The sequence below is a fragment of the Vibrio hepatarius genome (assembly GCF_043642085.1).
Taxonomy (GTDB): Bacteria; Pseudomonadota; Gammaproteobacteria; order Enterobacterales; family Vibrionaceae; genus Vibrio; species Vibrio hepatarius_C.
Genome location: NZ_JBHZSA010000009.1, coordinates 85,048 through 103,182, shown reverse-complemented (window position 1 = coordinate 103,182; position 18,135 = coordinate 85,048). Strand labels below are relative to the sequence as shown.

At 44.7% G+C, this 18,135-nt stretch carries 12 protein-coding genes; 7 read left to right on the top strand and 5 right to left on the bottom strand.

All coding sequences use genetic code 11. The features are described 5' to 3' along the window. The first annotated feature begins 220 nt into the window (after nucleotides 1-220). Nucleotides 221-3,109, top strand: coding sequence for a valine--tRNA ligase (locus ACHUFZ_RS16660; protein WP_394128022.1), 2,889 nt, complete (start codon nucleotides 221-223; stop codon nucleotides 3,107-3,109). 82 nt (nucleotides 3,110-3,191) lie between these two features. Here the strand turns inward: ACHUFZ_RS16660 and ACHUFZ_RS16655 are convergent, their stop codons facing one another. The 3 genes from ACHUFZ_RS16655 to rapA all read right to left on the bottom strand — a co-directional run bounded on the left by ACHUFZ_RS16655 (nucleotide 3,192) and on the right by rapA (nucleotide 7,974). Beyond that, on the bottom strand, nucleotides 3,192-4,154 hold the full coding sequence (locus tag ACHUFZ_RS16655; protein WP_394128021.1) for a D-2-hydroxyacid dehydrogenase: 963 nt from the start codon (nucleotides 4,152-4,154) through the stop codon (nucleotides 3,192-3,194). 37 nt (nucleotides 4,155-4,191) lie between these two features. Then, nucleotides 4,192-4,929 (bottom strand): bifunctional tRNA pseudouridine(32) synthase/23S rRNA pseudouridine(746) synthase RluA, encoded by a 738-nt coding sequence (rluA, locus tag ACHUFZ_RS16650; protein WP_394128020.1) that lies wholly within the window; start codon nucleotides 4,927-4,929, stop codon nucleotides 4,192-4,194. Nucleotides 4,930-5,064: 135 nt separating this feature from the next. Continuing rightward, nucleotides 5,065-7,974, bottom strand: coding sequence for an RNA polymerase-associated protein RapA (gene rapA, locus ACHUFZ_RS16645; protein WP_394128019.1), 2,910 nt, complete (start codon nucleotides 7,972-7,974; stop codon nucleotides 5,065-5,067). Between the two features lie 472 nt (nucleotides 7,975-8,446). Here rapA and ACHUFZ_RS16640 point away from each other — a divergent pair, with 472 nt between their 5' ends. After that, nucleotides 8,447-9,823 (top strand): PhoH family protein, encoded by a 1,377-nt coding sequence (locus ACHUFZ_RS16640; RefSeq protein ID WP_394128018.1) that lies wholly within the window; start codon nucleotides 8,447-8,449, stop codon nucleotides 9,821-9,823. Nucleotides 9,824-9,981: 158 nt separating this feature from the next. Here the strand turns inward: ACHUFZ_RS16640 and ACHUFZ_RS16635 are convergent, their stop codons facing one another. Beyond that, nucleotides 9,982-11,004, bottom strand: a complete 1,023-nt coding sequence (locus ACHUFZ_RS16635; protein ID WP_394128017.1) for a Mal regulon transcriptional regulator MalI — start codon at nucleotides 11,002-11,004, stop codon at nucleotides 9,982-9,984. A gap of 251 nt (nucleotides 11,005-11,255) precedes the next feature. On the opposite strand from ACHUFZ_RS16635, the gene malX reads away from it, so the two are divergent. The 3 genes from malX (at nucleotide 11,256) to manA (ending at nucleotide 15,188) form a co-directional block, all read left to right on the top strand. After that, entirely contained in the window at nucleotides 11,256-12,833 is a 1,578-nt protein-coding gene (gene malX, locus ACHUFZ_RS16630) for a maltose/glucose-specific PTS transporter subunit IIBC (RefSeq protein WP_394128016.1), read from the top strand. Nucleotides 12,834-12,918: 85 nt separating this feature from the next. Further along, entirely contained in the window at nucleotides 12,919-14,091 is a 1,173-nt protein-coding gene (locus tag ACHUFZ_RS16625; protein WP_394128015.1) for a MalY/PatB family protein, read from the top strand. After that, nucleotides 14,088-15,188: a mannose-6-phosphate isomerase, class I gene (gene manA / locus ACHUFZ_RS16620; RefSeq protein WP_394128014.1), complete on the top strand. Its 1,101-nt coding sequence runs from the start codon at nucleotides 14,088-14,090 to the stop codon at nucleotides 15,186-15,188. Before ACHUFZ_RS16625 ends, manA begins: the two co-directional genes overlap by 4 nt. Nucleotides 15,189-15,258: 70 nt before the next feature. Here manA and ACHUFZ_RS16615 read toward each other — a convergent pair whose 3' ends face one another. Beyond that, the gene (locus ACHUFZ_RS16615; RefSeq protein ID WP_394128013.1) at nucleotides 15,259-16,164 is read right to left on the bottom strand and encodes a DMT family transporter; all 906 of its coding nucleotides are present in this window, start codon (nucleotides 16,162-16,164) and stop codon (nucleotides 15,259-15,261) included. 58 nt (nucleotides 16,165-16,222) lie between these two features. Between ACHUFZ_RS16615 and ACHUFZ_RS16610 the strand changes: the two genes are divergently transcribed. Together ACHUFZ_RS16610 and ACHUFZ_RS16605 are read left to right on the top strand one after the other, a co-directional pair. Further along, complete coding sequence (locus ACHUFZ_RS16610; protein ID WP_394128012.1) at nucleotides 16,223-17,035, top strand: AraC family transcriptional regulator; 813 nt, start codon at nucleotides 16,223-16,225, stop codon at nucleotides 17,033-17,035. 75 nt (nucleotides 17,036-17,110) lie between these two features. Next, nucleotides 17,111-18,115: an ornithine carbamoyltransferase gene (locus ACHUFZ_RS16605; protein ID WP_394128011.1), complete on the top strand. Its 1,005-nt coding sequence runs from the start codon at nucleotides 17,111-17,113 to the stop codon at nucleotides 18,113-18,115. Nucleotides 18,116-18,135 lie beyond the last annotated feature (20 nt).

The following is an 18,135-nucleotide window of genomic DNA, read 5'->3' as shown; positions in this document are numbered from 1 at the left end:
CCGGTCAATCTTTATAGTTAAGCTCTCCACTTAGAGAGTTCACTTATAATGATTGACTCAGATTTACCATCAACCAGATAAGATTTTCTCTAAATAGTTGGGCTTAGAGCAAGGCAACAAATGAGCAAATTCCTATGAATATACATTGAGTATTAGATTAGGGATTGTGAATACCGTTAACGCCGCTATCAGCCTAAATATGACGAGAAAAAAGGCGACTATGGAAAAGACATACAACCCAACTTCAATCGAACAAGCTTTATATCAAGCTTGGGAAGAGAAAGGCTACTTCAAGCCACACGGTGACACGACTAAAGAAGCTTACAGCATCATGATCCCGCCACCGAACGTCACTGGTAGCCTGCACATGGGCCACGCGTTCCAAGATACGATCATGGATACTCTAATCCGTGCTGAACGTATGAAGGGTAAAAATACTCTTTGGCAAGTAGGTACTGACCACGCTGGTATCGCAACTCAGATGGTTGTTGAGCGTAAGATCGCTGCAGAAGAAGGCAAAACTAAACACGATTACGGTCGTGATGCTTTCATCGACAAAATCTGGGAATGGAAAAACGAGTCTGGCGGCACCATCACTAAGCAGCTTCGTCGCCTTGGCGCATCTGTTGACTGGGATCGTGAGCGTTTCACAATGGATGACGGCCTATCTAACGCTGTTCAAGAAGTGTTTGTTCGCCTGTACGAAGAAGACCTAATCTACCGCGGTAAGCGTCTAGTCAACTGGGATCCTAAACTGCACACTGCAATTTCTGATCTTGAAGTTGAAAACAAAGACAAAAAAGGCCACATGTGGCACTTCCGCTACCCGCTAGCAAATGGCGTGAAGACAGCTGAAGGCAAAGACTACATTGTTGTTGCGACGACTCGTCCTGAGACAATGCTTGGTGATACAGGTGTTGCTGTAAATCCAGAAGATCCTCGCTACAAAGATCTTATTGGTAAAGAAATCCTACTTCCTATCGTTAACCGTCTGATCCCTATCGTAGGCGATGAGCACGCAGATATGGAAAAAGGCACAGGTTGTGTGAAGATCACGCCTGCGCACGATTTCAACGACTACGAAGTTGGTAAGCGTCACCAACTGCCAATGATCAACATGCTAACTTTCAATGCTGACATCCGTGATGCGGCTGAAGTATTCACCACTAACGGTGAAGCAAGCGATGTTTACTCTACTGAGCTACCAGCTAAATACCACGGTATGGAGCGTTTCGCTGCTCGTAAAGCTATCGTTGCTGAATTTGAAGAGCTTGGCCTTCTTGATGAAATCAAAGATCACGACCTAACGGTACCTTACGGTGACCGTGGTGGCGTGGTTATCGAACCAATGCTAACTGACCAATGGTACGTACGCGCTGCACCTCTTGCTGAACCTGCAGTTAAAGCAGTTGAAGATGGCGACATTCAGTTCGTGCCTAAGCAGTACGAAAACATGTACTTCTCTTGGATGCGTGACATTCAAGACTGGTGTATCTCTCGTCAGCTTTGGTGGGGTCACCGTATCCCAGCATGGTACGACAACGACGGCAACGTATACGTAGGCCGTACTGAAGAAGAAGTACGTGCAAACAACAACCTTGCTCCTGTCGTTGTACTGCGCCAAGACGACGACGTACTCGATACATGGTTCTCTTCTGCACTATGGACTTTCGGTACTCAAGGCTGGCCTGAGCAAACTGAAGATCTGAAGACATTCCACCCTTCAGACGTGCTAGTAACAGGCTTCGACATCATCTTCTTCTGGGTTGCGCGTATGATCATGATGACCATGCACTTCAACAAAGATGAAAACGGTAAGTCGCAAGTACCATTCAAGACAGTTTACGTTACCGGACTAATCCGTGACGAAAACGGCGACAAGATGTCTAAGTCTAAAGGTAACGTACTTGATCCTATCGACATGATCGATGGTATCGACCTTGAGTCTCTAGTAGAGAAGCGTTGTGGCAACATGATGCAGCCTCAGCTAGCGAAGAAGATCGAGAAGAACACTCGCAAGACTTTCGAAAACGGTATCGAACCATACGGTACTGACGCACTGCGTTTCACTCTTGCTGCTATGGCTTCTACTGGCCGTGACATCAACTGGGACATGAAGCGTCTTGAAGGTTACCGTAACTTCTGTAACAAGCTATGGAACGCAAGCCGTTACGTACTGATGAACACAGAAGAGCATGATTGTGGCATGTCACTATCAGCTGAAGACCGTGCAAAAATGGAATTCTCTCTAGCGGATAAGTGGATTGAATCTCAGTTTGAACTAGCAGCGAAAGAGTTTAACGCTCACCTAGACAACTACCGTCTAGACATGGCGGCAAACACGCTTTACGAATTCATCTGGAACCAATTCTGTGACTGGTACCTAGAGCTAACTAAGCCAGTTCTTTGGAAAGGTACAGAAGCTCAGCAACAAGCAACTCGCTACATGTTGATCACAGTACTAGAGAAGACACTGCGTCTTGCTCACCCTGTGCTTCCTTACATCACTGAATCTATCTGGCAGAGCGTTAAGCCGCTAGTAGACGGTGTTGAGGGCGACACTATCATGACTCAAGCGCTTCCTCAGTTTAACGAAGATAACTTCAATGCTGAGATTGTAGAAGACATCGAGTGGGTTAAGACTTTCATTACAGCTATCCGTAACCTACGTGCAGAGTACGACATTGCACCTAGCAAAGGTCTAGAAGTAATGATCAAGGTTGCTAACGAGAAAGACGCAGCGCGTATCGAAGCAAACAAGGTTGTTCTGAACTCTCTTGCTAAGCTAGATAGCCTAACAGTGCTAGCTCAAGATGCAGCTCTTGATCACAAAGAACTTCCAGCATGTGCGACTAAACTAGTGGGTCAGTCTGAACTGATGATCCCAATGGCAGGCCTGATCGACAAAGACGCAGAACTTGCTCGCCTTGATAAAGAAGTGCAGAAAACGCACGGCGAAATCAAGCGTATCGAAGGCAAGTTAGGTAACGAAGGTTTCGTTGCTAAAGCACCGGAAGCGGTTATCGCCAAAGAGCGTGAGAAGCTAGTTGGTTACCAAGAGACACTAGCGAAGCTTGAAGAACAGAAAGCAACAATTGCTGCGCTGTAATCTTCGCCTCAAGTAACAACAAAAAAGCTGGTCACTCGACCAGCTTTTTTTATATCTCAATATTTCGCAAACTTGCTTGGAATTAGACTACTCGATTTCGTTGGCGTCCTTCTACAAACGCGACAATATTATCGATGAGGATATTCGCCAGATTCTGAATCGAGGAATCGCTGCCCCAAGCAATATGAGGGGTCAGTAACAAGTTGGGTAGATGCATATTAGCAATGAGAGAGTTGCTTTCGTCGGCTGGTTCATCAGTAAAGACATCAAATCCAGCACCACGAATCACGCCTTGCTTAAGAGCGTCAATTAAAGCCTCTTCATCAACTAAGCCACCGCGGCCTGTATTGATGATGATACTACTTGGCTTCATCGAATTAAGCTCTTGGCGTCCAATTAAGTGACGAGTTTGCTCATTGAGAGGACAATGCAATGTCACCACATCACTAGTAGCCAGAACTTGCTCAAATGGCACATAGCCCTCTCGGCATTGCTCTGCCCCTTTACGCTCAGCAAACAATACCTGCATGCCCAATGCTTTTGCTAAAGCCGCCGTTGCTTGGCCGAGTGCCCCGCGACCAATCACGCCCAGTGTTGAACCCGCGGTATCGCTGATCGGGTGAGTAAAGAAACAGAACTGCTTGTTGCGCTGCCACTCTCCGGCGGCGATATCGTTGTGATAGCCTTTTAAGTTACGCTTAAGAGCAAACATCATTGCAATCACATGCTCAGGTACCGACTGAGTGGCGTAACCTTGAACGTTCGCAACAACAATGTCCAGCTCCTGACAGCATTGAACATCAACGTTATTAAAACCCGTTGCAGAAATAGCGATCATTTTTAGCTTAGGCAACTGACTTAAGACATCACGATCCAAAACCACTTTATTGGTGATGACGATCTGCGCGTCTTGCAAGCGTTCAACAATTTGATCGGGAGATGTGAGATCGTATTCAATCCATTGATGATCAAATGGCAATTGAGGTAATTCGATCTGCAGGGGGATCGTAGCTCGATCGAGAAAAACAACCGTTGGCAGCGACATAGCTTCTCCTTGTGCTGCCAGCAGTTATCCGTATCTGTTATGGGCGAGGCAGCTTTTTATAGTCTGGTAATTCTTTTACTGGATTGAAATAGTTAAAGATTACGCTGTCTGCTTCAAGATAAAAGTCACATGGGACGAAGATAGTTTGCAGTAGTTCACTATCAGGGTGATAAAAGCTCAGTTCGGCAGCATGTAGCTCAAGTCTCTCAGAAAACTCAAACGCTTCCCCTTCGGAGTAGAATTCATCGCCAACAATAGGGTGACCTAGTGCCTGCATATGAACTCTTAATTGGTGAGAGCGCCCTGTAATCGGCAATAAACGCACAATCGCGGTTTTCTCTTCCTGCTTAACCACCTGATATAAAGTCTGCGATGGCTTACCATCTTGAAAGCACACTTTCTGTTTAGGGCGGTTTGGCCAGTCACCAATCAGAGGCAAATCAACTTGTCCACTTTGCTGCTCAGGGTGTCCCCATACTCGTGCATAGTAGACTTTGTGAGTGAGACGATACTGAAACTGCTTCTTCAGCGAACGCTCTGCCTCTTTGTGCTTGGCAAACAGCATCAAGCCCGAGGTATCCATATCCAGTCGATGTACCACTTGAATTTCTGGATAGGTCTCGACCAAGCGTGACCACATACTGTCGTAGTGCTCAGCCAAACGTCCTGGAACAGAAAGTAATCCAGAAGGCTTGTTCGCCACTAAGATATGCTGATCTTCAAATACGATATCAACCCGAGGTTCACGCGGCGGGTTGTATTCGGTCATGGCCATGAAAGGATCTCTTTCCTATAAATACAAAAATGTCATTCCCGATAGTGACGAAGGAGAGTAGTCGGGAATCTCTAACCATTTAAGAGATTCCTGACATCTCGTTCCTCGATTCAGGAATGACCTGTGAAGCGACAATTAGTTGTGTGATACAACAATCATACGTAAAGAATCCAACTGATACTGAGCTTGGCCAATATAACCTGTCAGCTCTTTGATTTGCGCATCAATCGCTTCAATCTCTTCATCACGAATGTTCGGGTTAACCGCTTTCAACGCTTGCAGACGCTCTAGCTCTGAATTCAGACTTGCTTGCATCTCTTGCTGAGCTTGATTACGGATTGCCTCAACTTTCTCGACAATCAGCTTCTCGCCCGCTTCAATCAGTTGATGCACTTGCGCTTGAACTGACGCTACTAGCTTAGTCGCGATATGACGACCCACAGGGCTAAGTTGACGGTTAAAGCTTTCAAATTCAACCTGAGCAGATAGATCATTGCCTTTGCCATCCATCATCAAACGAATTGGTGTTGTCGGTAAGAAGCGGCTAATACCACTACGCTTTGGTGCTTGCGCATCGACCTTGTACACCAGCTCAAGTAGCATAGTGCCGACAGGCAGCGCTTTGTTCTTCAGCAGTGATACCGCCGTAGTACCTACGCCTTCACTCATCAGCAAGTCGATACCACCTTGAATCATCGGGTGTTCCCAACTGATAAAGTTCATATCTTCACGTGACAACGCTGTTTCGCGATCAAAGGTAATCGTCGCCCCTTCATATGGCAGACCTGGGTAGCTTGGTACCAACATGTGCTCAGAAGGCGTTACGACTAGGGCATTTTCGCCTTTGTCATCTTGATCGAGGCCAATGGTATCAAACAGGCTAAGAGCAAAAGTGACTAGGTTTGTATCACCGTCGGTTGCAGAAATTTTCTCAACGATAGCTTGCGCTTTATCGCCGCCATTTGAGTGCATCTCTAGCAGGCGATCACGGCCTTGCTCTAGCTGCGCTTTCAGCTCTTTGTTCATCGCCGCAGATTCAGCAATCACTTCATCCAAATCACTGGTATCGCCAGACGCAAGCATCTCGATTAAGCGATCTGAGTATTGGTCATAAACCGTGCGGCCCGTTGGACAAGTTTCAGCAAAGGCATTGAGACCTTCATCAAACCAACGCGCCAGAATCGCCTGCGAAGTGCCTTCAAGGTACGGCACATGAATATCGATATCGCGATTTTGACCAATACGATCCAAACGACCAATACGCTGCTCAAGCAGGTCTGGATTGAACGGTAAGTCGAACATCACTAGCTGGTTAGCGAACTGGAAGTTACGACCTTCAGAACCAATCTCACTACAGATCAGAACCTGTGCTCCGCCCTCTTCTTGAGCAAAGTAAGCTGCGGCTTTATCACGCTCAAGAATCGACATGCCTTCGTGGAATACCGTTGCACGGATACCTTCACGCTCACGCAATGCCTGTTCTAACTGCAGAGCCGTACTTGCACGAGAAGCGATAACTAAAATCTTTTCGCTGCGCTTATCGGTAATTTTCTCTAGTAGCCAGTTTACGCGACTATCAAATTGCCACCAGCTTGAATCTTCACCTTCAAACTCTTGGAAGATTTCTTCCGGATAAAGGTTTTTCACCGCGCGAGCTTCTGGAGAAATCTTACCGCCAATCATGCCTGATACACGCATCGAAGTGGTGTACTGCTGAGGAATAGGCATAGGCATCAAATGAACGTTACGAGTTGGGAAGCCTTTGATTGCCGCACGTGTATTACGGAACAGAACTCGTCCAGTACCGTGACGGTCCATTAAGTTATCAATCAACTCTTGGCGCGCTGCCGCTTTAGCTTCTTCATCACTGTCGCTTTCAATGATGCGGAACAGTGGCTCGACATCTTGCTCTGAAAGTAGTTCAGTAATTTGATTCTTGGCTTCGTTTTCAAGTTTCTGACCTGAGAACAAGGCACTGACTGAATCAGCGACTGGCGCGTATTGCTCTTCTTCTTTAACGAACTCTTCGTAATCAAAGAAGCGATCAGAATCGAGTAGACGCAGGCGAGCAAAGTGACTTTCTCGGCCAAGCTGCTCTGGCGTTGCAGTAAGCAGTAATACGCCCGGTGTACGTTCAGCTAAGCCTTCAACCACTTGGTATTCACGGCTTGGCTTTTCAGGGCTCCACTCAAGGTGATGCGCTTCATCGACAACCAGTAGGTCCCACTCGCCTTCTAAAGCTTGCTCAAAACGTTTACGACTCTTACGTAAGAAATCTAGCGAACACAGTACATATTGCTGTGTATCAAATGGGTTGTCTGAGTCAGCAAACGCTTCAATACAGCGCTCTTCATCGAAGATAGAGAAGTGCAGGTTGAAACGACGCATCATCTCCACCAACCACTGATGCTGCAATGTTTCAGGAACCACGATCAAGATACGCTCAGCACGGCCCGCTAGCACCTGTTGGTGAATGATCATGCCCGCTTCGATGGTTTTACCTAGACCGACTTCATCTGCAAGCAAGACACGCGGTGCATGACGGCGACCCACTTCATGAGCAATATAAAGCTGATGCGGGATCAGACCTGCACGCATACCACATAGGCCACGCATTGGGCTCTTATGCTGCTCATACTGGTTCATCAGAGCGCGGTAACGCAGTACAAAGTTATCCATACGATCGATTTGACCGGCGTATAACTTATCTTGCGGCTTGTTAAAGCGGATTTGGTTACTGAGCATGATTTCACGTAAAACCACACCTTCTTCACCACTGTCTTCACGTTGACCCACATAGCTAAATAGGCCTTGGTCTTCGACCACTTGCTCAACTTTTAGAGACCACCCTTCTTGGCTTTCGATCACATCGCCAGCGTTAAAGGTTACTCGGGTTACAGGCGCATCATTTCGAGCGTAAACTCGGTTTTCTTCAGAAGCTGCAAACATTAGTGTCACAGTACGAGCATCCAATGCTACAACGGTTCCTAAACCTAAATCGCTTTCCGTATCGCTGATCCAGCGCTGGCCCAAAGCAAATGTCATGAATCGACTACCTCATCTATTTAATTCGAAAATGGGTCTATAAATATTAGTTGTTCTTACGCAACTTGAAAGGCAACTGACGAGGAAAAAAGTGTGTCAGCCGCTGCGCAGAAAAAGGTCGCTAATCTTACTCGAAGCTGTGACATTGGTCACGTACAAAGGCCTCAAAAACCAACAATTTTTTCCTCAAGCTGAGCTTGACATCAAAGTGTAAGAAATCAGTGGCACTTCTAACTAAGAGTGTTGAGAAAGACGATTATACTTATTAATGAGTGTGCATCTTTAGTGTCAGAAAAACGTAGGTACGAAAGATGCATTGATAAGATGACGATCAACACGGGTTTGCAGTATTTGTAGTCAAACCATCAGCGATCTCTGATTACCGGGCTACATCTCTGCAAGCAATGCAGGTAGACCACTTCATGCAAAAGTATGAGGGGTAAGCAAGCCGCAAGTCGGCAAGGAGACGCTTATGGGCGATACAGACCGGAAGCTATTTGTCCTCGATACCAATATTCTTCTTCATGAACCACTAGCCATCTACTCATTTAAAGAACACGATGTCGTCGTACCGATGACAGTCCTTGAAGAGCTCGACCGCATCAAAGACAGCAAGCGGGACGTTGCCAGAGATGCTCGCGTTGCCATTCGAGCACTTGAAGCCATGTTTAAAGATGCCACTCCTGATGAAATTTCAGAAGGGATCCCGATCAACAAAGAGCAAGAATCTACTGGCCATATTTCGATATTGGCAGATTTCGAATTGCAAGAAACCGTCAAAGCCTTTGCAGACAAAGCCGGCGACAACCGTATACTCAACGGTGTGCTTTACCTACAAAACAAGCGCGCCCCTCGTGAAGTTATCCTCGTCACCAAAGATATCAACATGCGATTACGCGCCAAAGGTGCTGGGGTGCGCTTTGTTGAAGATTACCGCACCGATCAATTAATTGATGACGTTCAATACCTGACTAAAGGCTTCCAACAAATCGAGGGGGATTTCTGGAGCGGTGTCAGCCAAGTTGAAAGCAAGAATTACGCAGGCAGAACTTACCATACTCTAGGCAGAGCGCCTTTCGAACCGACCTACATTAATCAATATGTGATTGATGAAGAGAGCGATTTCGCCGGACGGGTTGAAGATATTGAACAAGACACGGTGACGATCAAAGATCTCAGCCGAGAACGCATGATGCATCGCCGTGCGTGGGACATTACGCCGAAAAATATCTATCAAGGTATGGCGCTCGATGCCCTACTCGACCCAGACATCGACTTGGTGATCTTAACTGGCGCAGCGGGTAGTGGTAAGACATTGCTTGCCTTAGCCTCAGCACTTGAACAAACCATAGAAAGAGGCGTATTTGATAAGATCATCGTCACTCGTAATACTCCGGATATTGGTGAAGCGATCGGTTTCTTACCGGGGAGTGAAGAGGAGAAAATGTTACCTTGGCTTGCCGCGGTAACCGACACCTTAGAAGCATTACACAAAAATGATCACTGCACTGAAGGATCCCTCAAGTACATCTGTGATAAAGCCAATATTCAGTTCAAGTCGATCAACTTTATGCGTGGCCGCTCGATCCAAAATGCCTTTGTCCTGCTCGATGAGTGCCAAAACCTCACCGCTTCGCAGATTAAGACCATTATCACCCGCTGTGGTGAAGGCACCAAGATCGTCTGCTCGGGCAACTTAGCGCAGATCGATTCTCACTATTTAACCCCTGTGACTTCCGGCTTGACCTATATGGTTGAACGGTTCAAAAACTTCGAAGGTAGCGCCAATATCCACCTCAACGGTGTGGTTCGCAGCCGCCTTGCTGAATATGCTGAAGAGAATTTATAATCACTAATAAGCTTATTTTTTAAACAAATATAAGCTTGGCGAGTAAAAAATACGTCCTCCTATCTTGGAGGACGTATTAAGTCATTTATGAGTGCATTACTGAATCTAATTCATTAGAACAAAGTTAGATGTGTTCAAGAACACGAGTTCTAGAAAACCTACGCCGAATCACGCGCAATAAGTTCTGGAGCTAAAATTAAGCTCTGTGGAACAGTCGCTTTCCCATCTAACTGGCTCAACAATCGGTAACCGGCTTGTCGACCTATATCCCGTACTGGTGTAGAAACAAACGTCAATGCTGGCTTAACTAGCTCTGCTTCAGGTACATCGTCAAAACCAATAATAGCAACCTGTTGGCCAATATAGTTATCTTTACCAACACTACGATTAGAGCGGTTGATGCCATAAACAGCACCAAAAGCTGTTGACGAATAATGGCAAAGAACAGCGGTTATTTTAGGGTTTTTATTGATAAGTTGATTTACCGCATCAGCTGAAGCCGTTTGACTTTTATCGCACTCAACCACCCATTCAGGTTTAAATGGCAAACCAAATTGCATTAACGTACTGCAATAGCCTCCCAGCCTCTCTGCTCGACTCAGCGAATCTGCACTTCCCCCGACATACGCAATTTGACGATGGCCTTGCTGAATTAAATACTCAGTGGCAATCTTAGCGGCTTGCATATTATCAGGACCAACGAAATCAACTTGTTGACCAACTTTAGCTCTAGCTACACACACGACAGGTAAATTCAGTTCTGTAATTTTCTCTATGTTAGGTACACCGATATCTCGTATAGGGCAAAACACAACCCCCCCAACCCCTTGAGCGACCATCGTTGAAAGACATTGATCAAACTTTTCTTGGCTATTTCCAGATTGGGCTAGAAATAGCATATAACCCTTTTCTTCTAATACTTCGCTAAGCCCAGCCGTCATCTCAGCATAGTATGGGTCACTAAAATCTCTCAAAATCAAGCCAATTAATACAGACTTATGGGAGCGTAGGTTCGCTGCACTGCGATTCTTTACGTAACCTAATTCCTGAACAGCTCGATTAACTTTTGCGATCGTTTCTGAAGAGATACGTCCTTTTTCGCTAAGCACCATCGATACTGTCGTCACGGACACTCCCGCTTGCTCAGCGACATCCTTAATGTTTGCTTTTTTATTTATCATTACTCTTCTTTGCTTTAATTAGATAAAACGTTACACCTAGCCAACTCATTATCCCAGCGATGATTCTATCACTCTTCACTAGCATGTTGAAAAAATACAACGATCACGATCACAATAAAAGTGGTAAAACGTTTCACCACAAATTTATCAAGTGTATTGTTGCGCCAGATAGAGCAGGCATTCACCCTTTGTACGCCATTTTGAATCGCCTCTATTGTTTTATTACATGCCGTATTAATTAGAGATTTTCTATGAAACAACAATCTAATAAATCCACTTTGTGGGAGTTCCTACAAAGCCTTGGTAAAACTTTCATGGTTCCCGTAGCCTTACTTGCGTTTTCAGGCATTTTGCTGGGTGTTGGTAGCTCTTTTTCTAGCTCTGCCTTAAAAGAGGCAATGCCCTTCTTTGACAACGTTCTACTCCAATACCTGTTCATATGGATGACTAAAATTGGTTTAGTTGCCTTTATTTACTTACCGGTAATGTTCGCTATTGCTATACCAATGGGTTTAGCACGTGAAGAGAAAGGGGTCGCTGCATTTTCAGGTCTAGTCGGCTATGCTGCACTAAACTTGTCTATCAATTTTTACCTAACCGTTAATGGCGTTTTAGGAAGTGACATTGAGCGTAAAGCTTATGGTGTGAAGTCAATTCTAGGTGTTGACTCAATTGATACGGGTATTCTAGGTGCGGTAATCGTTGGTATTATCGTGGCTAAACTACATGCTCGTTTCTATACCTTTAAAATGCCAGATGCTCTTGCATTCTTTGGTGGCGCGCGCTTTGTACCAATCATCTCAAGCATCACGCTAGGTCTTGTTGGCTTGCTTGTACCATTCGTATGGCCTTATTTCGCAGCTGGTATCAATGGCATTGGTTATGCTATCGCTGGCGCTGGCGATTTTGGACCTTTCCTATTTGGTGCGGGTGAACGCTTACTGCTTCCTATTGGTCTACATCATATTCTCGTTGCACTTATCCGCTTTACTGAAGCTGGTGGTACGATGGAAGTATGTGGCGAAACCGTTTCTGGTGCTCTAAACATCTTCTACTCAGAACTAGCTTGTTCTGAAACTCAAGGCTTTACGCCATCAGTAACGGCGTTCTTATCTCAAGGTAAAATGCCAGCTTTCCTTGGTGGTCTTCCTGGTGCAGCTTTAGCTATGTACCACTGCGCGAAGGTGGAAAACCGAGGTAAAATTAAAGCACTATTGCTATCAGGCGTTGTTGCCTGTGTGGTAGGCGGTATTACAGAACCTCTTGAATTCCTATTCCTATTCGTTGCTCCTGTTCTCTACTTTGTTCATGCGATGCTAACTGGTTTTGGCTTCATGATCATGGGTATGCTTGATGTCACTATTGGTAACACTGATGGCAACATCATTGACTTCTTTGTCTTCGGTATTCTGCAAGGCACGGCAACTAAGTGGTATCTAGTCCCTCTTGTTGCAGCTGTTTGGTTCACCGTCTACTACTTCGTATTCAAGTTCGCAATCATTAAGTTCAACCTGAAAACTCCTGGTCGTGAAGCGGAAGAAGCACCAGTATCAGAAGAAGCTGAAGCAATTTTGGCTACAGAAGGCGGCAAAGGCGGATTGATACTAGCTGCGCTAGGCGGAGCTGAAAACATCACTTCTCTTGATAACTGTATTACTCGACTACGCTTAACTGTTGCAGATATGAGCTTGGTTGATGATGCAAAACTGAAATCCTACGGTGCTCTTGGTGTAGTTAAACTTGATGAGCATAACCTTCAAGTTGTTATCGGTGCTCAAGTCCACCTAGTAAAAAATGAAATGCAATCTCTTATGACTGCAAGTGCTTAATCCTAAGCGTTAAATAGCGGAGGTATCCCCTCCGCTCATTCCTTTCGACATCATTTTTTTAGCTCAACTGAGCGACAGGCTACCTATGTTCAATTTCTCAGAACAAATCAATCGTAAAGGCACCTATTGCACGCAATGGGACTATGTAGAAGACCGTTTTGGCCAAGCTGATTTACTCCCCTTCACTATCTCTGATATGGATTTTTCAGCACCACCAGTGGTAATTGAAGCACTTAAAAATCGTGTTGAGCATTCCGTATTTGGTTACAGTCGTTGGAATCATAGTGACTTTAAAAATGCCGTTACACAGTGGTTCAAGACCCGTTTTGATGCTGATTTGAATCAAGAGCATTTAGTGTATGGCCCATCCGTCATTTATATTGTTTCACAACTGATCCGTCACTGGAGTCAAGAAGGACAAGGAGTCATTATTCACACTCCAGCCTATGATGCTTTTGAGAAAATGATTCTCGGGTTAAACCGTACCGTCGTAACAAACCCTCTACAAAAAGCATCAACAGAGTTTCGTATTGATTGGCAACAGTTTGAAACACAGCTATCTGATCCAAATAATGCCGTTTTGCTTCTATGCAGCCCTCATAACCCGACAGGAAAGGTATGGAGTAAGGACGAACTCACTCGCATGGCTCAACTGTGCAAAAAATATGATGTAGCTGTTATTAGCGATGAAATTCATATGGATGTGAGCTTTAAATCACATACACCTTGGCAGGGCTTTGGCATGGGAGAGCGATGGGCGCTCGTCAGTTCAGCCTCAAAGTCTTTTAACATTCCTGCCCTTAACGGCTCATACGCTTTCATTACTGATAGTACTGCCCGCGACACTTACCTAAAAAACCTAAAAGAGGTTGATGGTCTCTCATCTCCTTCCATCTTAGGCGTCATTGGATTAATCGCAGCCTACCAACATGGAGCAGCGTGGCTTGATGAGTTAAACGATTATCTTTATGCCAATCATCAATACGTCCAACAGACATTAGCAGAGCAACTTCCAAGCATCGACTATCAAATACCTGATGCTACTTACTTAGCGTGGATAGATCTTTCTTCATTCGATTTAGACATGGATGCACTTAATCAAAACCTAATCGAAAAACACAACGTTGCCATTATGCAAGGGAACACTTATGGCATTGAAGGAAATCAATTTGTCCGTCTAAACCTTGGCTGCCCACGCAGCAAAGTCGAATTGGGCTTGAACGCTTTAATTTCATCAATCAAAGAGTTAACTCGATGAACACATACTCATTAGAAGCAAGGCAACAGCATTACCCATGGGGTTCCCACTTGCTTTATGGCCTATTTGGCTTGCCACAAGAAGAACGTCCTTTAGCAGAATTATGGTTGGGGAGTCATCCAGCATTACCTTCTCAAATTCAGCTAAATGATCACACTTGGCAAAACCTAGATCTGTTTTTAGCGGACAAACCACTTAACTTTCTATTTAAAGTGCTGAGTGCATCTCAGCCGCTTTCACTACAAGTACACCCTAATAGCGAACAGGCTAAAGATGGATTTGAACGTGAAAATGCTCAAGGTATCCCGCTAACGGCCCCGCACCGCAACTACAAAGATGCCAATGCAAAGCCTGAAATGGTGATGGCCTTATCGCCTTTCAAGGTTATGGTCGGTTTTAGAGAATTAGAAGAGATTCGCGATAATTTTCGCTCAATTGAATCAGCGCATCTCGACAACATCACAAACAGTGCGCATTTTGATCACCAATCAATGCTGCTTTCGTTGCTTCAATTAGCAGAAAGTGAAAAGCAACAAGTTATTGAAAAAACGCTTGCGATTGCCATCACTCGTAATGCTCCAATGTGGCAACAAATTGTCGATCTTGCTCATTACTATCCGAGCGATATCGGTATCTTAGCGCCACTGTATTTGAACTGTTTAACGCTAAACCCTGGAGAAGCTATGTTTCTTCCAGCAGGTACCATCCATGCGTACACCAAAGGTACCTGCATAGAATTAATGGGTTGTTCAGACAATGTACTAAGAGCTGGACTCACACCAAAACATATTGATACCGCTGAATTGATTACCTGCACGCAGTTTGCTCCTTTCACCCCCGAAAAGCTCACAGCAAGTACGATCAATAATGAAAGAGTATTAAATCCAAAAGAGACAGACTTTGGCCTAACACTGCGCCAAGTCTCCGAAGATAAACAAACAATTAACGTTAAGTCTCGCTCCATTTTATTGGTAGTAAAAGGCAATGTCTTACTTAACGATAGTGAATTATCTGCGGGACACTCTCTGTTTGTTGAACCTGGTGTGTATCAAGTCTCTGGTGACGGCCTACTGGTCTGCGCTTTTGAGTCTGAATAGAAAAGAAGCCAACATTTTAGTTGGCCTCTTTTCTTCCCGAACCACCACTATAGAAATGTAGTGGTGGTTCTTAAACCCTTATATTTCGCCACTTGAGTATCTGTAAACTTTCTATAGATGGAAGCTTGACCTGAGCGATTAGCAATCCAATCAAAACACCACTTCCCCCAACTACATGATACATAGTCGGTGATAGTCCTAAGAAAAGGAAGTTAATCAACACGGTAACAATAGGAACCAAGTTCATAAATAACGTCGCGTTAGAAGAGCCTATTTTTTGCACTCCTTTAAGCCAGCACCAAGGGGCAATAACTGAAGCAAAAGCGGCTGCAAATAATACCATTGGCCACGCGTCAGTAACAATCGTATATGAGTCACTTACAAGTAATAGAGGCAACTGTAATACCGTACCGATAACCACTTGGCAGAACACCGATGTCCAAGGTTTCAATGGTAACTTCCATTTATTCAATAAAATAGAGTAAAGGGCGTAAGCCAAGCTAGAAATCAGCATTAAACCATCACCTTGCTTAACTCCGTTTACCACTAAACTCATCGGTTGACCTTCACTCAGCATAAAGATTAACCCTGAAAAAGAGATAAATGCTCCAAACAAGGCTTTTTTCTGTAACGGGCTACCTAATATAGGAACCGCCAAAAATAGGCCAAAAAGCGGCATCAAAGAGAGGAATACGGAAATGTTAGTCGCACTGGTTGTATGTGCAGCATAGTAGGCAAGGCATTGATTCAGAACCATACCAAGTGACGCTAAAACAGTCAGCTTAATTAAATGCTTACCTATTAGATGACGTTGCTGCCAAACAACCTTAATACAAAATGGAAGTAAGATTAGCAATGCAAAAAACCAACGATAAAAAGCGATAGCACCAGGCTCAATAACCCCTGTTGCAAGTTTACTGATAACAGCATTTGCTGCCCATATAGATACCGCAAAAACCGGAAAGAGAAAACTCATAACAACCTCTGTCTAAAAATTCAAACAGAATTGTCACATCAAATAAGTGTAGACCCGTATGCCATTTAGGACACTCAATATAGCAAACCCGACAGACAAACAGTTCATGCCGAAAATGGACGAAAAGCTCCCCACTGATGTGTTCTTCCATTACTTTTTTTTAGAGGCTCAGACCGAAACTCTACCTCACACTCATGAATGGGGGCAGCTTCACCTAATCAAGCAGGGGGTGTTTGAAATGAAGGTTGGTCAACAAAAAATGGTCTGCCCAGCAACCTACGCTATTTGGACACCTCCTCACCAGCAACACCAGGCATTTAATCGAAATAACATCGAGTATTGCGCGATTAACATTGCACAAGATCTATGCCATAGGCTGCCGGACCATGCGTGCATGTTATCTTTAACACCTCTACTAAGAGCTATTATTGATGACTTGATTGATCGCAATACAACGGCTATTCATAGTAAAGAAGATAAATGCTTAAGCTATGTCCTAATGGAGCGACTTGCCCACACGCCTCTTATCGAAAACTATCTACCCTCAACCGAGGATAAATTGCTTTCTCCGATCTTAACGTACCTACAAGAAAACCCATCGGATAACGCAAGTCTCTCAGAATGGGCATCACGTGTTTTCAGCACTGAAAGAACATTAGCTCGACGCTTTCAAAAAGAACTCAACATGAGCTTCAACAATTGGCGTCAACGAGCCAAACTCGCGAAAGCCATTATATTATTGAAAGAACCACTTACGGTTAATGAAATTGCCTATCAACTCGGATATAGCCAAGGTTCATCGTTTATCAAAATGTTTCGTCAACTCACAGGGGTAACTCCCGAACAGTTTAGAAAACAACACCTGGAATAAAATAATTATTCACAAAATGAGATAAATTATGTTTAAATGACCACAATGAACGAATAAACATTCAAGGACTGGAGCATGGCCTTTAATCTACGTAATAGAAACTTTGTTAAGCTACTCGATTTCACCCCGAAAGAGATTCAGTTTTTATTGGATCTGTCTGCCGATCTGAAAAAAGCCAAATACGCAGGGACGGAGCAGAAAAAGCTGGTTGGTAAAAACATTGCTCTGATCTTTGAAAAAGCCTCAACTCGTACTCGCTGCGCATTTGAAGTCGCTGCGTTTGATCAAGGTGCGCAAGTCTCTTACATCGGTCCTTCTGGCTCACAAATCGGCCAAAAAGAGTCAATGAAAGATACCGCGCGCGTACTCGGAAGAATGTACGATGGCATTGAATACCGCGGCTTTGGTCAAGAGATCGTCGAAGAACTTGGCGCACATGCTGGCGTACCAGTATGGAACGGTCTGACCGACGAATTCCACCCAACACAGATTTTGGCTGACTTCCTCACCATGCTGGAACATGGCCGTGGTAAACAGCTACACCAATTCAAGTTCGCTTATCTAGGTGATGCACGTAATAACATGGGCAATTCACTCATGGTTGGCGCGGCAAAAATGGGCATGGATATCCGCCTAGTGGCACCAAAAGCCTACTGGCCAGAAACTGAGCTCGTTAACCAGTGCCAAGCTATTGCCAAACAGACTGGGGCAAAAATTACCCTGACTGAAAATGTCGAAGAAGGCGTTAAAGGCTGTGATTACCTCTACACAGACGTATGGGTTTCTATGGGTGAAGCACCAGAAGCGTGGGATGAACGTGTCGCAATGATGACCCCGTATCAAGTTAATATGGACGTAATTGAAAAAACGGGTAATCCACAAGTGAAATTCATGCACTGCCTACCCGCTTTCCATAATGATGAAACCACGATTGGTAAACAAGTGGCCGAGAAGTATGGCATGAACGGACTGGAAGTAACGGATGAAGTGTTTGAGTCTGAATATTCGATTGTGTTTGACGAAGCAGAGAACCGCATGCACACCATTAAGGCCGTGATGGTGGCCACACTTGGACAGTAACAACCAGCCAAAGTCGACAC